Source organism: Paeniglutamicibacter antarcticus (genome assembly GCF_039544305.1).
In the GTDB taxonomy this organism is placed as follows: Bacteria; Actinomycetota; Actinomycetes; order Actinomycetales; family Micrococcaceae; genus Paeniglutamicibacter; species Paeniglutamicibacter antarcticus_C.
Genome location: NZ_BAABLK010000004.1, coordinates 70,472 through 92,660, shown reverse-complemented (window position 1 = coordinate 92,660; position 22,189 = coordinate 70,472). Strand labels below are relative to the sequence as shown.

Below are 22,189 nucleotides of genomic sequence, written 5' to 3'. Positions count from 1 at the left end.
CCTCACTCAAATGCAAGGACCAGGTCTCGCGGACCTACTACGACCGCAAACGTGCTGAAGGCAAGAAACACAACCAAGCGGTCATCGCCCTGGCACGTCGACGCTGCAATGTCCTGTTCGCGATGCTGCGCGATGGCAGCATCTATGAAGTCCCGGAAGCCCTCGCAGCCTAAAACATCATGCCTTCCGGCCCCGCAACCTGGCTCAAAGTATCCGAACCGGGATGCGGAGCCCTGCCCAAGAACACTTCCCAAAACGTATTCAAGAAATTTAGAGAAAACCCCGAAAAGGGCTTGCGAAAAAGATAGGGGCACCCCCCCACGAACGCGACACCCTGGCCGTGCCCGCGGAATTGGGTCGTTTCGCACCGGGACCGCACGCCGCGATCACACATCCAGCAGTGCCCACGGGACACCTTGTAAGGAATGACGACACGGTCCCCCGGCCTTGATGCGGGAAACCGCGGAACCCACCCCCTGGACAATGCCCATTGGTTCGTGGCCCAGGGTGTCACCGGTATGCGTCTATGGGCCCATCACCTCGTAAAGGTGCAGATCCGAGTCGCAAATTGCCGTTGAGGTGACCATGATGATGATGTCAGGGGGCTCGTGGATCTGCGGATCCGGGACCTCGGTGTATTCGATCTTCCGCTTGCCTCGCCATGTCGGTGCCTTGATCTCTTGCCTCCGTGTTGTGGTTCGAAAATCGCAAGTCCACTCGAACACCGGCGCCGCGCGATGGCAATGCCCGCGTCCACGGCTCGCCTGGGAGACCGGCCGTGGATTCGGTTCTTACCTGATGGGCCGGCCACGTCGCGGACGACGCAGCAGGTGCCGGTTCAATGACCTGGTTGCCTCGCAGCGGGGTTTCATCTCCGGAGGACCTGTACGCGTCTTGGCTCGTACCCGTTGTCCAGACCGCTGCCTTGGTGCTGGACACGCGGAAGCGCAAAGGCTGTTCGAGATGGAGTTGGACCGAACCAGCATCGTGGTGGCAATAGGCCACGGACAGGTGCTGATCGGACTCGACATGGAATCCACCATCGTGATCCACCATCGTGCAGGTCCAGGACGATCGCGTCGTCCATATCCAGGACCCGGCAGTGTCAAATAGCCTCGTCGGCTCCAAGGGAACGGAGCACTTTGAGCCGGTCCGCGCACGTTCCAACGGAGGCTAGAAGTCGTGCCCTCCGTCGCCGATGCCAGGGACACCTGGGTGGTATCTACGCAGATGGACGCGCCTGACGAAGCGGATGGTCGGGCGAATCAGCATTTCGACACTACCGAACACAAATAGCCATGTTGCAGCGTAGGCCGTGGACGGGGAGAAGAACAGGAAACTCCCAACCAGGAACCACGTTCCGATCAGCAGGTCGTTCACGATGCTGATCGTCTCGTAGCGCTGGCGGATCACGAGTTCCTCGTGCCCCAAATGCAGTATCAACGGACGGTCGGTGCCGCCGGGGCCCTCGAGATTCGATGCCTTGGTCATGATCTGGACCCTACCGCCATGTCACGGCGTTTTTCCGGCGACGCCGTAGCCATTGACGTGTCCGTTGCGCTGGCGGGAAACCGTTGGCGCTACCGGGGGATCCCGGGCGCTGGTCTGGGCTGTTCTTCCGCCTGGCCGGCAAGGGCCTTTTCGTTGCGTCTCCAGTGGCGAAGCACAACCCGAAGCCAGTTGATCCCGATGAGGGACATGATGAGCATGCCGGTGTAATAGAAGATTTGCGAGATAGATGCGACCTCGGGGGCGACCGAGCGGGGAAGGTAGCCATTGGTGATCTCAAAATGGAAGGTCCCGGTTAAGAGGAGTGCCAGGAATGAGCTCACGGGGCCCAGCAGATCCCACATCGAATGAAGGAGAGCCATGCCGATGAAGGTCAGGACCAGTCGAAGCACTGGCCGGCCCGATCGACGCATAGAGAAGAGCGCCGCGCCGAGGATGGCCGTCCACAGGACGTGTCCGACCGGCGAAAGCCCGGCCCGCAGGACTTCCGTCCCAACGAGGCTGCCAAGGTTGATGCTGTTTTGGCCCAGAGCGGCGTTGAAGGCGTACCCGGCTGATTCGAATGCCGCGAAGCCGGCGCCGACCACGGCACCCAGGGCTGCGCCCAGCCCGGCGGTGCGTTTGGCGATTCCGCAGGCGGCGACAACCAGCACGCAAAGCTTGATGAATTCCTCAATGAAACCCACAAGCACGAAGAGCACCAGGGAGGACCCGATCTCGGCTTCGAGAAGGGATGCGCCAAGGACCCCGAGGATCCCGCCGATGAAGAACGCGGAGAACAACCGGACCGGGGACAAGATACCCTCTTGGCGTGCCCCGACGTATAGGACGACGACAAAAGGCACCAGAAAGCTGCCCAGCAAGATGATGGTGGGGACAAGGTTGGTGTTGCTGGTTTGGACCGTCACGTAGATCGTGAGGATCCATAGCACGACTCCGCCCAAGAGGATCTTCCACCAGTAGCCCCGCATGCTCGAACCGGCTCTTGCCGTTGTCTTGGCCATCGTTGCACTTTCTCCGGTCCAATGCGCACCCGAACCGTCAGCTGGCGCAAAGCCTGACGCTTCCTGGTGCACCCAGGAACACGAACGCTACCCCTGCCAAGGTCCTGCGGCAATGGATGACAGATGTATCCAAGGCTGTGCAGCGGTTGATCACTGCAACCATGGCGGTGGTTCGCTCCAGGTATGGGCAGCCTGGTCTTTAGGACATTTTCCCGCGGATCCGGTTACCCGCACCGGGAGCCTAAGACTGTGCCCGAATCTGCGGGGCTTGTTTTTGCTCGATCTGCATGTGACCAGCCCGCCCACCAACGTTCGGCCTTTCGCCGCGTTGGATCCTCAACCAAAGCTCCGAGGAACCATCTCAGGGGTGTTGCATTGCGGAAGATCTTTTTCCTGGGCCCAACAACAGCATGTACGCCCCGACTCCCCAGTGGTAGCCTGATCGAAATCGAGGCACGAAGATGGCCGAACGAAGCGGATTCAGCATAGGCCGGGTGCGTGCGTACGTGCGGGCATCGCGCCCACCACGAAAGGACGGCCATGAAGACGCTGAAAGCGGTCAAGACCTTGGGGAAGCTCGAGGAAATGACAGCCTTGGATCCCGTCGTTGACATCGTGCGGCGCGCGGTCCGCAAAGTGTTGCGTCCTTCAACTGCCAAGGACCTGCTCCACGGTGTACCGATGGGGCACCCAGCCCATCCGTTCCTCGTCCAGCTTCCCACCGGGGCCTTCGCCTGCGCGGTGTTGCTGGACGCGGTGCCCGGTACCGAACGTGCAGCCCGGGTGCTGATTGCCACGGGTCTGGCGGCGGTGGTTCCAGCCGTGGCCACAGGTCTGACGGACTGGTCTGACCTGCATCCCCAGCAGCAGCGTGTGGGCCTGGTCCATGCCGGTGCCAACGTCCTGGCCACCGGATGCTTTGCCATGTCCCTGGCCGCACGCCTTTCAGCCCGAGAGGGAGGAAAGACTTGGGCATTGGCCGGGCTTGCAGCACTCGGCGGCGGAGGCTTCCTGGGCGGACATCTCTCCTTCAGGCTGGCGTCGGGTGCGAACCATGTCGAGGCGGTGCCGCACCAGGTACCTGCCGGGTGGAACCACCTGGCGCTGCTCGAAGAGATCCCGGAGAAAGAAGCACAACGGCGCACACTGGGACTGGTGCCCTTGATGGTGTGGAGGGAAGGCGCCACCGTACGGGTCATCTCCGATGAATGCTCCCACCTCTCGGGACCCCTGCATGAAGGCACGGTCAGCGGATCTGGACTCGACGCCTGCGTGCGGTGCCCGTGGCATGCCAGCGAATTTTCCTTGGCCACCGGGGAGGTCTTGCGCGGACCGGCCACTTCGCCCGCTGCCTTGTTCCAGGTGCGGGTCAGTGACGGACGCGTCGAGGTCTGCTTGCCGGGGGCCGGCTAAAGGCGGCCAAGCAAGGAACGATAGATCTCGCGGTGTGCCTCGGCAAGATTGATTCGTTGGGCCCGGCGACCTGATGCGTCCAGGCCCGGAAGACCTTCTCTGTTCAGGAGCGCGAGCAGGGCTTCCCCGAGGGAGTCCTCATCCACGCCGTCCGAGGTTAGTCGGAACTGCGCGATGGAGGGATCCTGGTCGGCGTAGTGTCCGCAGTCCGGGACAGCCACATGTGTGCCGACATCCAAGGCAGCCTCAAGCCAGCCCGAGTGCGTGCCAAAACGGTAGGGAAGGACACTGACATCCAGTGAGGCCAGGTAGGCAAAAAGTTCAGACTCGGTGAAGTACTGGTGGGCTTGTAGCTCCCACCGTCCCTCTGCCGCGCCGGCATGGAGTTTTTGGGCGAGACCCTCACGGTATTCGACGTGCGCCGGATCCAGCGGTTGGGCATGGATGTTGACCTGAAGTACGGTGTTGGGCAGCTTTCCCACTATGCGGGACAGCGGATCGAGGATACCGGGATCCATGTTGGGCCGAAGTCCCTTCAGATGCACACCGATCCTTTGGTGCCCGGGGTGTCCGGGATCCGAAGCGTCATGACGGCGTGTGGTGCGGATCCTGTCCATGGAGTCGAAGTCAACGACATGGGGGTGGGGCAGGACCTGGGCATCTAAACCCCAACGTTCAAGGATTTCGCGTGCAGCCCCAGCGGTAAGCGTGATCAGCTTGTCCGCATGGGGGATCAACACATCTAGTAGCTTCCTGTGCGCCGCAGGATCGGGTTGGTGCGGATTGGCCAGGTCGTGAACGGTGTAAACCAGTGCCTTACCGTGCCGACGCAGCTCGGCGAGAAGATCGTGCATGCGCGCCGGGTCCGCCGTATCGAATCCGAAATGGATGTGCATCAGATCGAATGTATCGTGGTTGGCGCGGACCCAATCAGGCGAGAGCATGGCTGGCGGCCACCACCGGGATTCCACCGAACGCGAGCAGCCCTCCGGAGGGGGATCGGGCAACCGCAGCACGTGGGGGTTCCGTGCAGCTTCGCTTGTCTCAAGATGACGGATGTAAACGTGGTTGCACGGTACGGACGCGACCCTCACGGTCCCGTGGGTTTGTCTGCTGTTCAAACGATCCTCCTGGCAGATAGAAGAGTTGGACCTCGACGTATGCTGAATGACGTGCGGTGTTGGAAGCAGCTGTGCTTACGACATGAATATCTTGACTGAAAAGGGAAAAAATGCAGGAGCGGGGTTTTTCTGTTCTGGTGATCGCCCATGGACGGGCTGGGCACTTGCGGCAGCTGCTGGCCGGCGCGGAACGTTCGGCTGAGCTGCCGTGCGAGGTCGTCCTGGTGTACATGGATGAGCCGGACCCGGAGCAGGTCAGTTGTTCCTTGCCGCTGCGGATCCACCATGTTTCCTCGCGCCCCGAGGAAACCGGTCTGCCTCTGGCCAGGGCACGCAATGCCGCCGCCGCCTTGGCATCTTGTCCGAACCTGGTGTTCCTGGACGTGGACTGCATCGCGTCCGCCACGTTGTTTACCGCCTTGGTGGACGCCATTGAGACCGATCCGGTGCTGGCAATGGCCCAACCCCGATACCTTCGGGCACCGTTGGAGACCGGCGCTTCCATCAATGATTTCGCGTTGATGGAAGCCTCCCTCGCCCACCACGCCCGTAAAAACCTGGCCGAAGGCGGGGCCGGCTCCCGCCACGAGATGTTCTGGTCGTTGGGTTTTTCCATCAAGGCCGAACTTTTTGCCCAGCTCGGGGGATTCGACGAAGGGTACACCGGCTATGGAGGCGAGGATACGGACTTTGCCTTCCGGGCGCGTGCCGCCGGGGTACCGATGGTCTTTGTGGCCGAACCGTTGTTCCACCAGCACCACGGGGTCCACAAGCCGCCGTTCAACCACTTTGAAGCCATCGTTGCCAACGCGCGATTGTTCCATGGGCGGTGGGGTACCTGGCCAATGGAAGGTTGGCTTGGCGCCTTCGCCTCCGCGGGGTTGTTGGAGTGGGCCCCGGCCGGCACCGGGTTCACCGTGCTGCGGACCCCGACCGGTGGGGAAATCGAGTCTGCGCGCAGCAGCGACCCCTACTAGGAGCGGGATCATGAACCGGCTCGTTGCAAGCAATCCGCAAGCATCGATTCCACCCCTGCGGTGAAACTTCTTTCGGTGACAAACAAGGATTCGGCAAGCGCGCCGGGAACCGAAGCGGCGACCCGGTACAGCATGGTTGCCCAGTCGGTTTGCGAACCCCAAGATTCCACGTGTGGGACCCCGGCCGCTCCGTGCAAGGCGCGGGCAAAATGAAGCTGTTCGTCGTGCGGCCTTGGTTCGGGAACCAAGAGGACAGGCCTTCCGCTTGCCGCCGCCGCCACCACAGCATTGTGCCCGGCGGAGCTGATGACCACATCGGCATTGCGCAGCGCCAAACCAGGATCGCGAATTACTCCGTGCAATTGCAGGTTCCCCGGTAGAGCAGTCCCGTCTTCCTCCACGGCCCCGGCAACCTCCCACTGCCAAAGCGGTGAAGCTGTGGCGGCAGCGGCCAGGTGCCGCAACGGGATCGATGAGGCCAAGGAGGTTTGTACCACCACGCGCCGTTGGGCGCCAGACCCGCGGTGGGAGGAAACGGGAAGCGCCTTGGCTGGAACGGTCTCGGGAACCCCCAGGTAGTGGCTCTTGTCGCCGAAGGCATCTAAGTGTGCGGGGCGCTCGAGCGTGGAGGGAAAATACGCGAAGATCCCGTCGGACACCGCGTAGGCCATTTGGTGGGCCCGGTCCCCGCGGTCCCCGGGCATACGACGGAAAGCGACCGGATAGCCGCTCAGCCTGGCAAACAAGGCAACTTCCACCGAAACATCGACCATGACCACATCGGGGACGAACCGTTCCCAGGCACGGTTCAACAAGGCAAACCGCTGCTGGATTGCTTTCCCGACCGGTGCATAGTGCAGCGGATCCCCGTCACGCATCTTCCCGGGGTGCTGGCCGGGGACGGCATCGGGGGGCAGCGCAACGTATTCCACGTCTGCGGACAACAGATCGGTTCGGCGCTCGCCGGTACTGGCGACCTGTACCTCCAAACCGCCCAGTTCCGCCAAGCGTTGGGCATGGCGCAGATGTCCGGTGCCAAAATGGTGTGCGTAATAGGCGACCTTGTAACTCACGCGGTCCGTCCCGATGCGTCGGGACGGACCGCTGCCACGGAGCGTAGTTGCTCTTCGTAGGCATCGAGCATTGAATCCTGGGAGAACGCACGCACGCTGTAGCGAACTTCGGCGCGATCCAGTTCCCTGGCCGTGATGATGGCTTCGGCAAGTGCGGCGGCGTCCCTGCTGCTGGCAACAACACCGGCTTTCGGGCCAATGATTTCGCTCATGGCGCCGGCCGGCAATGCAGCAACCGGTGCGCCGCAGGCGATCGCTTCAAGCGTGGTCAGGCCGAACGGTTCTTCCCACAACGGGGAGGAGATGAATACTTGCGCCGAAGCAACCATGTTGCGCAGCTCGGACTGTTCAAGATGCCCGAGGTAAGTGATCTCCGCGTCCAGTTCTGGTTCGATGAGGGTCGTGAAGTATTCCTGGTCCTGGACCGGACCGGCAATTCGCAGTTTCATGTTCGTTGCACGGGCCGCCGCTATGGCCAGGTGGGTTCCTTTTTCAGGGGTGATCCGTCCGGTCCAGGCGGCGGTGCCGCGCACGACCGGGATGTCTGTGTCCCAGTTGTCCAAGGCAATGCCATTGTGGACCACCTCGATCGCAGGCAGCCACTGCAGCCACTGGACGGCGTTTGCGTGGGAGACGGTCACGTGACGATGAACCGGATCCGGTTCCCAACCGTTGGCGCCAAAGATCTCTGAGAGCCGGGGCAAGACAGGGGTGTGCAGCACATGCATCGTCGGTACCGCCTTCAGCTCCAGGTGCGGAACCGGGCTCAGGGAATTGTTCAAGACCGCGTCGAATTCTGATCCGTGGATCATATCGATGGCTCGGCCCATTGCTGCGTCCAGGGTCAGATGCTGACGATGCCGCCTATCGCTGTCGGGGTAGCCCTCCACGGCGTACTGGCGTGCCAGTACGGGTTCCACGCGGCACCCAGGCACGCTGCCTTCCTTGGCAAAAAGCGTGACGTGGTGTCCGCGGGCGGACAGACCTGCAACCAAGTGCGCCGTGTGTGATTCCATGCCGCCGGCAAACGGTTGGGCGATCGGGTGGTGCAGGTGCGCCAAGACAGCGATTCTCATCGGATCTCCCATTTGTTGGACTCTAACGGGGAAGGAAACAGCGCGTGGCAAGATGCCCCCTCTGTGTAGATAAGGGACTAAACCAGCTCATCATTCGTTCTCGCCTACCCCAGACGTGACTTTCGATCAGGATATGGCCACAGGACCGGTATTGCATAGCTTTTTGTTCGCGAGTGCGCCGAATCCCACACACGCGTTAGGCTCCGCATCGGACTCTTGCCAAACTACGATAGTGACAACACAGAACATCGCTTGGGTGCGTACGCGGGTGCGCTACCACGCCCAATGATTGGCGTTAGAATAGCGCACACATACTGGAACCGACGCATCACCTGAAAAACCGGAGGGCACGTCCATGGCCAAGAAAAATAACGACAACATCAAGGACAAGGCGTTTTACGGGGAATTGCGCGAGGAACGGAACTCGAAGCAAAAGTCGGCCCGGATCGCCAACGCGGCAGCCCGCGAAGGAAGAGCAACGCTAGGGGAGCGTGGCGGAGAATCCGGTAGCTACGAGGACTGGACCGTTCCACAGCTCAAGAGCCGGGCCAAGGAGATAGGTTTGAGCGGCTATTCGAGCAAAAAGAAGGCGGAACTGATTGAGGCATTGCGCAATTCGTAGCAGTTGGGGATCTTTGGGCCATGAAGTACAACCTCGCCAGGAGTCATGACGTGAAAAAGGTCAACTACGGAAGCAATTCATCGGCAGAGGGTGTGGATCGTGTCGATGTCGGATAGCCAGATGCCTGCTGAATCCCGCAGGACAATTGTCGTCGGGGTGATTGCGGATGAGGGCCTACCGTATTCCGTGGCCCTGGGCTTGAAGGATTCGCTTACCGCCGTCCTTGGAAGGGATCTGGATTCCGAAGCCGATTGGGATCTTCGGGTTTCCGAGTTCTCGCTGCCGCTGGACGAGCAAGGAGATGTCGATATCATCTCGCACTCCCTTGAACTACGTCAATCTGGCAATTGGGACTACATGGTGTATCTGACCGACCTGCCCAAGTACGTGAATGGGGAACCCATGACCTCGAGCATCAATGCCGGCCATGCCTCCGCGGTGGTGGTGCTGCCGTCATTGGGGATCGTGCGCAGAAAGCGCCTGGTCCGGGCCATGGAACAGGTTCTGGCCAAATTGCACGGGGTCCAGGATCCGTTCCTTACCGAAGACGGCCGGGCGTCGGTGATACTAGACCCATTCTCTGTCGAACGGAGGGTCGAGGCTGCCGACGTCAACGAGAATGCCTTCGAAACCGTCAAGGGGATCCGGGGTCGGCTCCTGCTCTTGGGTGGATTGATTCGCAGCAACCGTCCTTGGCGTCTGATTCCCGGTCTTTCCTCGGCTTTGGCCGCTGCGCTGGCCGCCGGGGCGTTCGGTGTTTTCTATACCAGCATCTGGAGCATGGCTGACTACTTGCCCATGCGGCGCTTGGTCATCATCAGTATTCTGTCCGTCGTGATCATGGGCTCATGGCTAGTGCTCCATAACAGGCTTTGGGAAAGACCCCGGGGTTCGCGTCACCGTGAAAAGCGTGTCTTGTACAACCTGGCGACGACAGGGACCGTTCTTATGGCCGTGGTGTTGATGTACTTGGCACTTTTCGCCATCATTCTGGCTGGAGCACTGATCATCATTGATCCGAAGTTCTTGGCGATGCAGCTGGAAGGGGAAGTCGGTTTTGGCGAATACGTCAACCTCTCATGGCTTTCAGCTTCCTTGGGCATCGTGGCAGGGGCGGTTGGATCAAGCTTTGACGACGAGGACTCGGTGCGCAAGGCGACGTTCAGCAGTCGGGAATTTGAGCGGAGGCAAATCACCATGGATTACGATTCCGAAGACGATGGATAGTGCTCAGATCCTGTGTCTTCCCAACGAAACCTCGCTGACAAGCTGCAGGATTGTTGCTAGCGTGGCTTTCGGGGTTGACGGTGTCCCACAGCATCTTGCGTCCTCTTGTCGCGTGGTCCGCAGTTCGTCCCCAAGGAGGATTTCATGCAAAACGCCAGTGACGGAATGATGAGGACTTTCACCGGGCCATGGATTCGTGCCGCCGTGTTTCTGTGGAAGCTTTCCAAGACACTTACCGCGTTTCATCCCCGTTGGAAGAGCGCCAAGGCGGCCTGACGTGACCTGCACGCTGAAGTTAAACTAGACATGCCTCGTGAACAATGGGCCCCCACTGAAGGAGAAAAAATGTTGACCCGATTATTTGGTACAGCCGCATCGGTCGTTGCCGGCCTTGTCGGAACAAAGCTCATCAGCGTGATCTGGAAAGGCGTCACCGGCGAACAGCCTCCCACACCAGCGAACCCTGAAGCGCAGCAACGAGCGACCATCGGCAAGGTGCTGACTTTTGCCATCGTTTCCGGTGCCAGCGCGGCCGTCATCCAAGCTGTCACTAAGCGTTGGACCCGAAAAATGGCCGAGAATCGATAACCAACACCGCAAGTGCATCCGGGACGCTGCTGGACGGCGATCCCTCGGCAAAAAAGGAGTTACTACGTGGGACAGCAAGATCAGGCGCAGCAGAACGAACCAGGACTCGAACAAAAGTCCGCTGAGGATGATTCGGTATCGGATGTTCCCTCAACCGAAGAGGAAATCGATCCTGGGATTAACCAGGATGTCCCTTCGGCGGAAAGCTTCTCATCTGAACCAGCGGACGAGGCAGCCGGGAATGTGACCGGTTAATATGCAGTGAGCGTGAAAGCGGTTCCAGGTTCCTCTTGGATCAAGGTCCGTTGCGGAGGTCATCTCTGGAGACCGGGGATCCATCGATTTCCGGTGTTCCTTGCCCTAGCGTGGAGCACACGTGCAACGACGTCAAAGACCAATGGAGGATCCCCATGGATGCACCAGAACCTAATACCCCCAAGGTAGGAAAACAGCTTGTCACGGACACTCCGGTTAGTAGCCACCCGAAGATCTCCCCTCCCAAACAGGCCCAGCCCGAACCGGGCCTTGATTCGAAGCTTGAACCCAAAGCCGACCTCGGCGGGGATTTAAATGTCGGCACCGGACGGCTGATGGGACGAAAGGCCTCGGTCACCGGCGGAGATTCTGGGATCGGAGCAGCCGTCGCCCACCTGCCATCCGAAGAAGAAGACGCACGCAAGATCATTTTCGTTGATCGAGTCCGATGGCCGTATGGAGATCGGACTGGCCGGGGACATGCTGAATTCCGAATATCGTAGCTCGTTGGATGACCGGGTTGCGGAAAAACTCGGCGGACTCTACATCCTTGTTAAGAATGCAGGCAAGCAAATTTCTATCGAGAAGCTCGAGGAGCTGAGTGACGATCAAATCATGTAGACGTTCGAGATCAATATCCTGGCCATGTTGACCATTACCCGTGTCGCGTTGAGGCACTTGACAGATGGCGCCTCCATCGTCAGTACGACGTCGGTGCAGGCGTATGATCCCTCTCCGAACCGGTTGGATTATGCATCGACCAAAGTGTCCATCAATGTGTTCTCTAAGAGACTGGCCACCTAGCTGGCACCAATGGGAATCCGCGTCAACGCCGGAGCGCCAGGCCTGATCTGGACACCGGTGCAGGTTTCGGACGGACAGTCAACGGAAGCGTTGCCAGAATTTGGGCATAATGTGCCGTTAGGTCGTGCTGTGCAGCCGGTGGAACTGGCACCCGCCTATGTTCTCTTGCCATCCGCAGAATCCAGTCACGCCGTTGGCGAGACGCTGAACGTCAATGGCGGCAAAGCGACGCCGTGAACCCAAGCGCTACAAGTACGAAGCATAGACGTACAAGACAAAGCCCGGTCTGAAACAGACCGGGCTTTGGTCTTGTTTCGCGGTGTCTAGAGCTCCACAGTTGCCGAGTCGCCGGGAGTTGCGGCCTTGCCGGTGACCTTTTGCTTGACCCAACCAGCCACCAGGCTGCCGGCGCCTCCTGGGTTCTCCCAATATTCCGCTGAGTCGGAAGCGAAGTGAATCAGGACGGTGTTCAGGGAATCAGGCCCCTCCGGAGCGAACGCTTCCACCATGGAATTCCATAATTCGCGCTTCTTTTCCACCTCCAGGACCACGGATGCCGTTCCACTGACCGAGACCCACTTCTTGTCCCCGGCAAATGAGACATTGGCTTCGCCACGTGCCTTCACTTCGTCAACGATGTCGGAGTTTGCGGTGGAGAAAAACCAGAGATCCCCGTCCGCGTTAACCTCGACGACGGTCAGCGGACGGCTGAGCAAGCGGCCATCGCCGTGCGAAGTGAACATGCCGACGCGAACGTCCTTGATGATGTCGGTAACCTTGAGTACGGCTTCATCTGCCATGAGTAATCTCCTTGATGTCGGAATCCAACCTACGCTACCGAATTTCACGCAGAAAGGAAGGATCCACATGTGGGGATCTACCCCGGCCCAGAGCACACAGAAGCCGGCACCGGGGTTCTACCAAGCGAATTCCTGTCTTCGACCGGCTTCTCGGTGCGCCGTCGGAGGTGGTCCTGTTCCTGGCGAAGAATGAGCCCTTTCCATTGGGTTCCAAAACGGCCGGGTCGATATCGGAAAGGTTCGCCGAAACTTGTGCGTGAGCTGCGCTTATCAAATCGGCTAGGCCCATGAGCTCGGCACGCAGGAACTGGGGGTGGGGAGGGCCATTGCGCAGTATCACCACGGGGGAGCCATGGCCGCCACAGCCAATAGGCCACTAGCGACTGAGTGGCGTACCTGCGTGATTCCTTGGTGTGAGAGATCACCCACGGAGATGAACTAGAGCAGTTCGAACGAAGTCAGTTCCCCGGCGGCAGAGCGGCTATCGGCCCGGGTAATAACCCGAAAAACCAGGAATGTGCCTGCAGCATGAAGCACGATCTCCAACACGGCACTTTCCACACCTCAAGCAGCTTCGTTCGGCCAAGCGTATTCCAGCACAATAAAACCGACGTCGCTTCTTTCGCAATCCGGAGCCGGGGGAAAATGCAGGTGGAAGAAAAGTCGAGGTATTACTGCGGGACATTGTAGGTGATCTGTTCGGTGGTCAGCTTGGCGGCATGCAACTCAACACCCGCCTTGGTATCCTTTCCTGTGCGGGGTGCTTTCGGTGCGCTGCCCTGAGTTCAACCCTTGGGCATCGCTGGTGCGCGAGTATCGACCCAACCCCGAAAAAGCGGTATCCGTAGTAAGAAAGCGGACACGAATGCCGGAACAGCGCGACGTGGGATTCATCCCTGCATGTCGCGGTGTGGATACCCGATATCCTCAAGGATTGAGTCCGGGGTGGCTTTCGCGTTGTCGGAGGGCCTGGACCCGTGGTCCGTGACTGATGATAACCGGCATAACCGAGCTTTCTAATGATGCGCCGGCACAGCGGCCCGATCCGAGAGTCTTCCGCAGGAGCACGTGTTGCCCCGCTAACCAGGAAGGGACCACGGGCTCCAGCCTATTCTGCGAGGAACTTTACGGCAGCGTTCCTGAACTCCCTGCTGGTCACCGCGTTGGCATGGTCGCGCCCGGCAAGCCACAGGACCAACTTTTCGGTGTTCCGGGTTGCCAATAGCTCCGTGAGACGCGGCATGGTCGTAGCAAGGGAATCGCCATCGCCGGCGACCAGCAACGTTGGCATGGTGGGAATCATCTGCTCGGGCGAGTACGGCTCTGTCTTGATGGCCTGGATCATGCTCATGAGCGAGAACATGTCGTTGGACTCCACCGTCTGTGCCATGGCCAGCAGGTTGGAGGTCGACTCGTCGGCGATCGAGGCGCCGTCGGCGAGGAACTGCTGGGCCGCGTTGAGGTCAAAGGCCGCCAGGGGGTCGATGCTTGCCGGTCCGCCGAGCACCAGGCGCTTGACCAGTTGGGACTGGGTCCCGCCAAATTCCCAGGCCAGGCGCGCGCCCAGGGAGTAGCCCACCAGGTCGATGCCGCTGCGCGGGTCCTCGGCGGAAATGGCAGTGACGCCTTGGTCCATCAACAGCTGGAGCAGGTCGGCGCGCATGCGGCTGGGGGTATACGCGTCAAGGTCCTCCGGGGCGGGGGAGGTGCCATGCCCCGGCAGATCCACGGCGAGTACCTTGCGGCCGGCCTCGGTCAGGCTGCGGATCCATCCTGACTTCTCCCAGTTCAGCTCGCTGGAGGAGGCGAAGCCGTGAAGCAGGACCACCGGGCGCAGTGCAGAGGGGGATCCGGGTTCGTGGACCGCAAGCCCCAGAGCATTGGCGGTGCCTTCAACCAGGTGTTTGCTAGTGGATTCCATGGGGGAAGATCCTTTCAGATCCGAGAGAGCTTTGCGGATGCTTGGCACCCGCAAAAAACACTTGTCGGGGCCATGGCTACTTTACGTGATCGTGCGCTCCGCCGTGCCGGTGGCTTCAATCGAGGCAAAGTGCTCGACCACCGGGAACGGCTCGTAGAAGTGGTGAAGCAGTTCTTTCCACTGCGTGTAGCGTTCCGATCCGCGAAACCCCCCTGGTGTGGGCCTCGAGCGATTCCCAGTCCACCAGCAACATGAAGTGGTTCGGGGTCTCCAGGCTGCTGGCAAGCCGAAGTCCGAGGAAACCATCGGTGGCTGCAATAAGCGGGCTGGCCTGCTCGAAGGCGACCATGAATTCCTCTTCCAATCCGGGCTTGACCGGCAGCAACGCGTGTTCGGTGATCATGATAACCAGTCTGCCCCGCTGCAGGGGTGATCACGGGTGTGCCACGCAGGTGTCTTGGTGGCGGTGCGGTGGTGGCATTGCTGCTGGCGAAAGCAGGGTGTCATCGGAGTTGTAAACGCCGGAACGGCGTCGTACTCTTAGTTCTAGTCATAGTGACTCTAACAAGGGGGATGAGCCGAATACCGTTTTCCAATGTCGCCGAACGCCGGGAACTTCCCCCGGCACTGGCCATCTCCACGGTGATCTTCTCCCTGCGCGATGATCCACGCACCGGACGCAAGAGCCTATGGATGCCGTTGGTGCGCAGAACCCGCGAACCGTTCCGAAACCAGTGGGCACTGCCCGGCGGTCCGTTGGGTCCACGCGATTCACTTATCGATGCAGCCGCGGCCAACCTGCGCGACACCACCGGGCTCATCCCGCGCTACCTCGAACAGCTCTACGCTTTCGGGCACCCCGACCGCTCGCCGACCAGGCGCGTGGTTTCCATCGTCTACTGGGCGCTGGTCCGCGAGGACGACGCCCACGATACCGACACCGAGGCCACCTCGGTGCTGCGCGATGACCCCCATGTCGCCTGGTTCCGCGCCGATGACCTGGCTGCGCGGCAGGACCTGGCCTTCGACCACCAGGAAATCATCGAATATGCGTTGTGGCGCCTGCGCAACAAGGTCGAATACGGTTCCATCGCCTACCGGCTTCTCGGCGAGCGCTTCACCCTCGCCCAGGTCCGCGAGGTCTACGAAGCCGTGCTGGACAAGGAACTGGACCCGGCGAACTTCCGCCGTGCACTGCGCAGCGCCACCGACATCGCAGAAACCGACGAGTTCCTTTCCGGCGGCAAGCACCGCCCCCCACGCCTCTACCGCTACACCGGCTCACCCACCCACCGACTCGAGAGCGAGAACATCGCATGAGCAGCATCGACGTCACCTTGCGGACCCTGAAGCTCGTTTCACCCGAAGCCAGCTGCAACACCGACCTGACCAAGGGCCCCTGGCTCTTTGACACCGGTGGTCCCGACTACGGGCCAGGCTCCTCCCAGCAGGACGTCGCCCCGGCGAACACCCCGCGCCAGGGTCAGATCCCGGTCGAATACCAAGATGCCTCCGATCAGGAGCTCACCAACCGCATCCTGGCAGCCAAACAAACCCTCGGTGAGCGCCTTGTCATCCTGGGCCACCACTACCAGCGTGACGAGGTGGTGGCCTTCGCCGACTTCGTGGGGGACTCCTTCCAGCTGGCCAACGCCGCGCAAACCCGCGAAAAGGCCGAATACATCGTCTTTTGCGGCGTGCACTTCATGGCCGAGACCGCCGACATCCTTTCGAGCGAAAACCAGTCGGTGATCCTGCCCAACCTTGCAGCGGGCTGCTCGATGGCCGACATGGCCGACGAGTCCTCCGTGGAGGAATGCTGGGAACAGCTCATGGACCTCTACAAGGACGAGAGGACCGATGACGGTAAGGCCTCTGTCATCCCGGTGACCTACATGAACTGCTCGGCCGCGCTGAAGGCGTTCGTGGGCAAGAACGGCGGCATCGTGTGCACCTCCTCGAACGCAGCAACCGTGCTTGAATGGGCGTTCGAGCGCGGACAGCGCGTGCTGTTCTTCCCCGACCAGCACCTGGGCCGCAACACCGCCAAGGCCATGGGCGTTGCGCTGGAGCACATGCCGATGTGGAACCCGCGCAAGGCGCTGGGCGGCAGCGACGCCCGGACACTGCTCGATGCCAAGGTCATCTTGTGGCACGGGTTCTGCTCGGTGCACAAGCGCTTCAACGTGGGCCAGATCCAGAAGGCACGCACCGAACACCCCGGTGTGCAGATCGTCGTGCACCCCGAGTGCCCGATGCCCGTCGTGGACGCCGCCGACATGGCCGGGTCCACCGACTACATCCAAAAGGCAGTCGCCGCGGCTCCCGCCGGCTCGGTCTTTGGCATCGGCACCGAGATCAACATGGTCAACCGGCTGGCTGCCGAACACCCCGAACACACGATCTTCTGCCTGGATCCGTTGATCTGCCCGTGTTCCACGATGTACCGGATCCACCCCGGCTACATCGCTTGGGTGCTCGAGGCGCTGGTCGCCGGCGAAGTCGTCAACCAGATCAGCGTCCCGGCGTCGGTGGCCGCCGATGCCAAGGTGGCGCTGGAACGGATGCTGGCGGCTCGGCCATGATCCGCACCGACCTGCTGGTGGTCGGCTCCGGGGTGGCCGGGCTGTATGCCGCACTGTGTGCCACGGCCCGCGGCATGAGCACCACGCTGCTGACGAAGGACAAGCTGGCTGACTCCAACTCCTGGTACGCCCAGGGCGGGTTGAGCGCCGTTGGCCCTGACGGGATTGCTGCCGGGGACTCTGTGGCCAGCCACGTTGCCGACACGCTCACCGCCGGGGCGCGACTGAACGACGAGGACGCGGTGGCGACAATGTGCTCGACCGCCTGGGATCACGTGCAGGCCCTGCTGGAAACCGGAGCGGTCTTCGACACCGAAGCGGACGGGACCCTTGCGTTGGGCCTGGAAGCGGCGCACAACCATCCGCGGATCCTGCACGCCGGCGGGGACGCCACAGGCAAGGGGCTGGCGAGCGCGCTGATCGCCGCCTGCCGCATCCAGGAAGCGGACGGAAAGCTGGAGATCCGCGAACACGCCTTTGTCACCGCCCTGCTCACCGAGGCGAACCCGGAAGCCGATGAACCGGCATTCAGGGGCACGCGGGTCTGCGGCGCCCGGGTGCTGGATGCCAACGGGGGTACCGAAGAAATCGGGGCCCGTGCTGTTCTGCTTGCCACCGGAGGCGCCGGGCAACTCTTTGCCGCCACCACCAACCCGGCCGGAGCCACCGGCGACGGGGCCGCGCTTGCCTACAGGGCAGGTGCGGCGGTCGCGGATGCCGAATTCATCCAGTTCCACCCCACGTTGGTGTCCCCGGGTGGCTTCATGGTCTCCGAGGCGGTGCGCGGGGAAGGAGCGGTGCTTCTCAACCAGTACGGTGAGCGCTTCATGCGCCGGATCCATCCCGCTGCCGAGCTTGCACCGCGCGACGTTGTGGCACGGGCCATCCACGGGGTACGTGCCGAAGGCGGGACCGTGCATCTCGATGCCCGGGCCGTGGAGGCAACACGCGGGCCCGGGTTCCTGGCACGCAGGTTCCCCTCCATCACCGCCGAACTGGCGAGGCTCGGCTACGATTTGGCAACCCAACTTGTGCCGGTCACCCCGGCGGCCCACTACTGGATGGGCGGGATCCTCACCAACGACACCGGAGCCACGACGCTCCCCGGGCTCTACGCCGCCGGCGAGGCCGCCTGCACAGGGGTGCACGGGGCCAACAGGCTCGCATCGAACTCTCTGCTTGAGGCCCTGGTCTTTGCCTGGCGCACCGTGGTGAACCTCCCGGGAGATCCCTGGGGGATCGCACCGGATGGCAACCTGCCGGAAAGCAACGCGACGATCACGCTGCTCGATGTCCCCGGGCCGGACATGACCCCAAGCTCGGGAGCCGGCACCGACATGGAACTGACCGCGCTGCAGGCCCTGGCCCAAAGGTACCTGGGCGTGGAACGCACCGAGCAGGGGCTGCGCGCGGCACTGGCGCAGCTACAGTCCTGGAGTGTGCAAGGCACCGACCGTGCTTCCCATGAACGAGCCAACCTGCGCACCGTGGCAATGCTCGTTGCCACCGCCGCGTTGAGGCGCGAAGCCTCCGTTGGGGCGCACCACCGCCTCGATGCCCCGCGTGCCGGAGCCCCGACGCACGGGCAGTCGCCGCGCTACGCCCAGCGAGCCCTGGGCGCCACTACCGAACTGAACCTAAGGACCAAGACCCTTGTCTAGCACCGCCACCCACGCATCCGCCCGTACAGCTACCCTTCTGCCCGTCCCAGCCCGCACCATCAACAAGATTGTGTTGGCCGCCCTGGAGGAAGACAACCCCCGCGGGGATCTGACCGGCAACGTGCTGATTGGTGCCCACGCACAGGCACGCGCCGCGGTCATTGCCCGCGAACCGGGCATCTGCGCGGGCCTGGAAACATTCATTGCCGCCATGAAGCTATGCGACCCGGCCCTGGAACTGGTGCCCGCGCTCGCCGACGGCGAGCATTTCAACACCGGTGACACGCTGATCACCGTTTCGGGCCCCGCCAGGGGTTTGCTGGCGGGCGAGCGAGTCGGGCTGAACCTGCTCCAGCGGCTTTCCGGAATCGCCACGTCCACCGCGGCCTTCGTCGCCGCCGCCCAGGGAACCGGTGCGCGGATCGCCGACACCCGCAAGACCACCCCGGGGCTGCGCGTGCTCGAGCGCTACGCGGTGCGCTGCGGCGGCGGGCACAACCACCGCGACAACCTCTCCGAGGCAGTGATGGCCAAGGACAACCACCTGGCCCTGCTGGGCATTGGGTCCCAGCTCACCGCTGCGTTGCGTACGGCTCGGGCAAACCTGGGCCACACGGTGCACTTCGAGGTCGAGGTCGATTCCCTGGACCAGATCGACTCCGTGGTTGCCGCCGGTGTGGACACCATCATGCTGGACAACTTTTCCCTGGCAGACCTCGCCACCGGGGTGCGCAGGATCGCCGGGGCCGCCCTGGTCGAGGCCTCGGGCAACGTCACCCTGGACACCGTGGCGGATATCGCAGCGACCGGGGTCGACGTGATTTCCTCCGGCGCACTGACCCACTCTGTGCGCGCCCTGGACCTGGGCCTGGACATCGCCATGGATGGACAGTAGGTGATCTACCTCGACGCCGCAGCCACCACCCCGGTGCGCCAAGACGTCCTCGACGTCATCATCCCGTTGCTGACCAGCGACTACGGCAACCCTTCAAGCACCCACGCCATGGGTCACACCGCCGCCCGCGCCCTTGACTACGCCCGGTGCACGGCAGCAAACGTGCTGGGCGTGCGCACCGGGGACATGGTGTTCACCTCCGGGGGCACCGAGTCCAACAACCTGGCCATCAAGGGCCTGGCACTGGGCACCCCGCGCGGCAAGCACGTTGTCCGCTCGGCCATTGAACACCCCGCGGTCATTGAGGCTTGCGCCTACCTGGTGCGCCATCACGGTTTCACGCTCGACGTGGCCCCGGTCGATGCCGCTGGCGTGCTGGATATCGACGCGTTCACCGCGCTGCTGCGCACCGACACCACCTTGGTCTCGGTGATGGCGGTGAACAACGAGGTCGGTACGATCCAGCCCGTTGCCGAGGCGGCTGCAGCGGCACATGGGGTCGGTGCACTGGTGCACTGCGACGGCGTCCAGGCCGCGGGCTGGCTGGAGATGGCCGGGATCGCTTCGCGCGTTGATGCGTTGAGCATCTCCGGGCACAAGATCGGTGGGCTGAAGGGAGCGGGGCTGCTGATGGTCCGCGGCAAGCTGCCCCTGGAGCCGCTGATCCACGGCGGCGGCCAGGAACGCGAACGCCGATCGGGAACCGAAAACGTTGCCGGTGCCGTCTCCACCGCCACGGCGCTCTTAGCGGCAGCGAGCGCGAACAACTCCGGTGCCGCCGACGGGTTCGGGAAACATCTCATCGACGCCGTCCTTGACGGGTTGAACACCCAGGGACGAACCAGGGCCAAACTCACCGGGGACGGGCAAAAGCGCGTGCCGGGCATCGTCTCCTTCGTGTTCCCCGAAACCGGGGGAGAGACGGTCCTGCTGGAACTCGAACGCCGCGGTGTGCTGTGCTCATCGGGCTCCGCCTGCGCCGCGGGGTCCACCGATGCTTCCGCGGTGCTGCTGGCCATGGGGTACGGGGAAGAAGAAGCACACACCGCCGTACGCCTGAGCTTCACCCGCAACGTGAAGGAATCCGAGATCGCGACAGCGGCACGCGCGGTGGTCGCAGCGGTCAAGGCCATCGCGGGAGACTGATTCTCAAGAAGGAGATTCGCGCCCCCCGGCGAGAGTTTGTTGCCGGAAGCCACGTTCGATCGAGAAGCAGCAGCATGGTCCGGTCACCCGCCGTGGACCGGACCCAACGAACCGTGTGTTCTCCTCGTGGGAGGGTGTTTAGCCAGCCAGCCAGCCGGCCAGCTAGGACCGGCACGGGAGTCGTGCGGAAATCAGCTACTGGCCCGCGATCACCCTTCGGGTGCAGGGTAGGTGATCACACCACTTTCCACACTCGCAAAATCGGTCATTTCAGCCTTCCTGGTTGACGTGGCTGACATGATATCGAGCACTTCCACACCTTCGGCAATCAATGCGTCGGTGATCAGTCTCCGGTGGCATCTCCACGGCACCGCCTCGCTGCACATGATTGCCGGCACCGACTCGTCGGCGACCTTCAGGAGCTCCGAAAGGCCGGAACGGAATTCCTTGGTGGCCATGTAATCCGCGTAGTCACGGAACGCCTTGACCCGCCAGCCGCCGTTGGGAGTGGCTACACCCGCCGGAGTGTGCCTGCGGCCGCCTAGGTCCTGGATCCAGCGGTATCCGATATCGTGTGGCAAGGACTCTTCGATCGCGCTTTGGTTCCACTGCGGAAACTTCCGCGATGAAGGGTATGAGCGCACATCAACCAGCTCCGTGACGTCATTGGCTTGCAGCATCGCAACCACTTCATCGAATTCACGGGTGGAATGTCCAATCGTGAATACCCGCCGCTGGCCCTCTGCGGAGCCCTTGTCGCTTGCCATCGAACCTCTCCCGCTCGGACGTTCCTGGTACATCATTATCTTGATCGTCCCCGGACCGAGCACCCATGGGCAACTGTTGGTCTACATGTTGCCCTTGCGGGAAACCGGCACCGGTGCTGAGTCCCACATGCTACCCAAGATAACTAATCGAGGAGGTGGGTCCTGGGGTGGAAGGTTCGGAGATGGACGTGTAGCCCCTCGCGCAGCCATAACGAATGCCCGCCGTGCGAGGGGGTCCACGACGCCGTGGCCGATGTTTCAGGTCTGTCTATTTCTTTTCCTCGAGGCGCAGGGCGATGCCGATGGTGAAGAACGTGGGAGCCCAGTGTCCGACGAAGATACCCCAACGGTCGGACTGCGCGCGGTCATGACCGGCCTTGCCCCGGCTGACCAGCCAAGAGGTGTAAGACAGGGCGATGGAGACAAAGCCGCCTATGTAGGCGTACTCGCTCTTGACACCTAAATCGTGAAGTTTCTCAATCATGATCTTCCCTTTTCTCGATGACTTTCGGGCAAAGCCAGTCTTACATGTTGGGTTGGCAATGAAAAGGGAATTCGCACGGGGACTGTCGCCGCTTGGCCTCGCAGCCAAACCACGGGCTTGGATTCCCCGCTAGGGGAGCCCTCCGGACGGCGTTGGGAAGCACGTGTGTTCCTGTGAGATGAGCGCCGTTGCGATCAGCAGGCACGCGAACGCCTTCAGGACGAGGATGGTGCGCATTCGATGCCCGTGTTGCCACCGGGC

General features: G+C 62.0%; 21 protein-coding genes and 2 pseudogenes. 13 read left to right on the top strand and 10 right to left on the bottom strand.

What is annotated here, in order from left to right:
* Positions 1-173: pseudogene (locus ABEA12_RS00915) on the top strand (IS110 family transposase); the annotation flags it as partial.
* Between the two features lie 1,000 nt (positions 174-1,173).
* On the opposite strand, the gene ABEA12_RS00905 reads toward ABEA12_RS00915, so the two are convergent.
* Both ABEA12_RS00905 and ABEA12_RS00900 read right to left on the bottom strand, forming a co-directional pair.
* Positions 1,174-1,491, bottom strand: coding sequence for a YrhK family protein (locus tag ABEA12_RS00905; RefSeq protein WP_210100492.1), 318 nt, complete (start codon positions 1,489-1,491; stop codon positions 1,174-1,176).
* Positions 1,492-1,580: 89 nt separating this feature from the next.
* Positions 1,581-2,513: a PrsW family intramembrane metalloprotease gene (locus tag ABEA12_RS00900; protein WP_210100493.1), complete on the bottom strand. Its 933-nt coding sequence runs from the start codon at positions 2,511-2,513 to the stop codon at positions 1,581-1,583.
* Between the two features lie 540 nt (positions 2,514-3,053).
* Here ABEA12_RS00900 and ABEA12_RS00895 point away from each other — a divergent pair.
* Positions 3,054-3,926 (top strand): Rieske (2Fe-2S) protein, encoded by an 873-nt coding sequence (locus ABEA12_RS00895; protein ID WP_210100494.1) that lies wholly within the window; start codon positions 3,054-3,056, stop codon positions 3,924-3,926.
* Here ABEA12_RS00895 and ABEA12_RS00890 read toward each other — a convergent pair.
* Positions 3,923-5,020 (bottom strand): glycosyltransferase, encoded by a 1,098-nt coding sequence (locus tag ABEA12_RS00890; protein ID WP_345465829.1) that lies wholly within the window; start codon positions 5,018-5,020, stop codon positions 3,923-3,925. The two genes, ABEA12_RS00895 and ABEA12_RS00890, sit on opposite strands and share 4 nt — an antisense overlap.
* Positions 5,021-5,157: 137 nt before the next feature.
* Here ABEA12_RS00890 and ABEA12_RS00885 point away from each other — a divergent pair, with 137 nt between their 5' ends.
* Positions 5,158-6,024 carry a glycosyltransferase family 2 protein gene (locus ABEA12_RS00885; protein WP_210100496.1) on the top strand — a complete coding sequence of 289 codons (867 nt, stop codon included), beginning with the start codon at positions 5,158-5,160 and terminating at the stop codon, positions 6,022-6,024.
* 8 nt (positions 6,025-6,032) lie between these two features.
* Here ABEA12_RS00885 and ABEA12_RS00880 read toward each other — a convergent pair whose 3' ends face one another.
* Together ABEA12_RS00880 and ABEA12_RS00875 are read right to left on the bottom strand one after the other, a co-directional pair.
* Entirely contained in the window at positions 6,033-7,097 is a 1,065-nt protein-coding gene (locus ABEA12_RS00880) for a glycosyltransferase (RefSeq protein ID WP_210100497.1), read from the bottom strand.
* On the bottom strand, positions 7,094-8,173 hold the full coding sequence (locus tag ABEA12_RS00875) for a glycosyltransferase (RefSeq protein WP_210100498.1): 1,080 nt from the start codon (positions 8,171-8,173) through the stop codon (positions 7,094-7,096). Before ABEA12_RS00875 ends, ABEA12_RS00880 begins: the two co-directional genes overlap by 4 nt.
* 355 nt (positions 8,174-8,528) lie before the next feature.
* Between ABEA12_RS00875 and ABEA12_RS00870 the strand changes: the two genes are divergently transcribed.
* The 5 genes and pseudogenes from ABEA12_RS00870 (at position 8,529) to ABEA12_RS00850 (ending at position 11,906) form a co-directional block, all read left to right on the top strand.
* Positions 8,529-8,795, top strand: a complete 267-nt coding sequence (locus ABEA12_RS00870) for an SAP domain-containing protein (protein ID WP_210100499.1) — start codon at positions 8,529-8,531, stop codon at positions 8,793-8,795.
* Positions 8,796-8,915: 120 nt separating this feature from the next.
* Positions 8,916-10,022 carry a hypothetical protein gene (locus tag ABEA12_RS00865; RefSeq protein WP_210100500.1) on the top strand — a complete coding sequence of 369 codons (1,107 nt, stop codon included), beginning with the start codon at positions 8,916-8,918 and terminating at the stop codon, positions 10,020-10,022.
* Between the two features lie 306 nt (positions 10,023-10,328).
* Entirely contained in the window at positions 10,329-10,610 is a 282-nt protein-coding gene (locus tag ABEA12_RS00860) for a DUF4235 domain-containing protein (RefSeq protein WP_345465816.1), read from the top strand.
* 66 nt (positions 10,611-10,676) lie between these two features.
* Positions 10,677-10,865 carry a hypothetical protein gene (locus tag ABEA12_RS00855; protein ID WP_210100501.1) on the top strand — a complete coding sequence of 63 codons (189 nt, stop codon included), beginning with the start codon at positions 10,677-10,679 and terminating at the stop codon, positions 10,863-10,865.
* 155 nt (positions 10,866-11,020) lie between these two features.
* A pseudogene (locus tag ABEA12_RS00850) lies at positions 11,021-11,906 on the top strand (SDR family oxidoreductase).
* Positions 11,907-11,992: 86 nt separating this feature from the next.
* Here ABEA12_RS00850 and ABEA12_RS00845 read toward each other — a convergent pair.
* The 3 genes from ABEA12_RS00845 to ABEA12_RS00835 all read right to left on the bottom strand — a co-directional run bounded on the left by ABEA12_RS00845 (position 11,993) and on the right by ABEA12_RS00835 (position 14,793).
* Positions 11,993-12,469 carry a pyridoxamine 5'-phosphate oxidase family protein gene (locus ABEA12_RS00845; protein WP_210100502.1) on the bottom strand — a complete coding sequence of 159 codons (477 nt, stop codon included), beginning with the start codon at positions 12,467-12,469 and terminating at the stop codon, positions 11,993-11,995.
* A gap of 1,108 nt (positions 12,470-13,577) precedes the next feature.
* Positions 13,578-14,390, bottom strand: a complete 813-nt coding sequence (locus ABEA12_RS00840; RefSeq protein WP_210100504.1) for an alpha/beta fold hydrolase — start codon at positions 14,388-14,390, stop codon at positions 13,578-13,580.
* Between the two features lie 115 nt (positions 14,391-14,505).
* Positions 14,506-14,793 (bottom strand): antibiotic biosynthesis monooxygenase family protein, encoded by a 288-nt coding sequence (locus ABEA12_RS00835; protein WP_345465809.1) that lies wholly within the window; start codon positions 14,791-14,793, stop codon positions 14,506-14,508.
* A 170-nt stretch (positions 14,794-14,963) separates the two neighbouring features.
* Between ABEA12_RS00835 and ABEA12_RS00830 the strand changes: the two genes are divergently transcribed.
* Genes ABEA12_RS00830 through ABEA12_RS00810 form a run of 5 tightly spaced genes read left to right on the top strand, consistent with a single transcriptional unit; the run spans position 14,964 to position 20,677 of the window.
* The gene (locus ABEA12_RS00830) at positions 14,964-15,710 is read left to right on the top strand and encodes an NUDIX hydrolase (RefSeq protein ID WP_210100505.1); all 747 of its coding nucleotides are present in this window, start codon (positions 14,964-14,966) and stop codon (positions 15,708-15,710) included.
* The gene (gene nadA / locus ABEA12_RS00825; RefSeq protein WP_210100506.1) at positions 15,707-16,975 is read left to right on the top strand and encodes a quinolinate synthase NadA; all 1,269 of its coding nucleotides are present in this window, start codon (positions 15,707-15,709) and stop codon (positions 16,973-16,975) included. Before ABEA12_RS00830 ends, nadA begins: the two co-directional genes overlap by 4 nt.
* A complete protein-coding gene (gene nadB, locus ABEA12_RS00820; protein ID WP_345465803.1) occupies positions 16,972-18,636 on the top strand; it encodes an L-aspartate oxidase in 1,665 nt (554 codons plus the stop codon). The genes nadA and nadB overlap by 4 nt, the downstream gene beginning before the upstream one ends.
* Positions 18,629-19,531 carry a carboxylating nicotinate-nucleotide diphosphorylase gene (gene nadC / locus ABEA12_RS00815; RefSeq protein ID WP_210100507.1) on the top strand — a complete coding sequence of 301 codons (903 nt, stop codon included), beginning with the start codon at positions 18,629-18,631 and terminating at the stop codon, positions 19,529-19,531. Before nadB ends, nadC begins: the two co-directional genes overlap by 8 nt.
* A complete protein-coding gene (locus tag ABEA12_RS00810) occupies positions 19,532-20,677 on the top strand; it encodes a cysteine desulfurase family protein (RefSeq protein ID WP_210100508.1) in 1,146 nt (381 codons plus the stop codon). It abuts the gene before it with no gap.
* Positions 20,678-20,886: 209 nt separating this feature from the next.
* Here ABEA12_RS00810 and ABEA12_RS00805 read toward each other — a convergent pair whose 3' ends face one another.
* Positions 20,887-21,444: a DUF488 domain-containing protein gene (locus ABEA12_RS00805; RefSeq protein WP_210100509.1), complete on the bottom strand. Its 558-nt coding sequence runs from the start codon at positions 21,442-21,444 to the stop codon at positions 20,887-20,889.
* Positions 21,445-21,712: 268 nt separating this feature from the next.
* Positions 21,713-21,928 carry a hypothetical protein gene (locus tag ABEA12_RS00800; protein ID WP_210100510.1) on the bottom strand — a complete coding sequence of 72 codons (216 nt, stop codon included), beginning with the start codon at positions 21,926-21,928 and terminating at the stop codon, positions 21,713-21,715.
* Positions 21,929-22,189 lie beyond the last annotated feature (261 nt).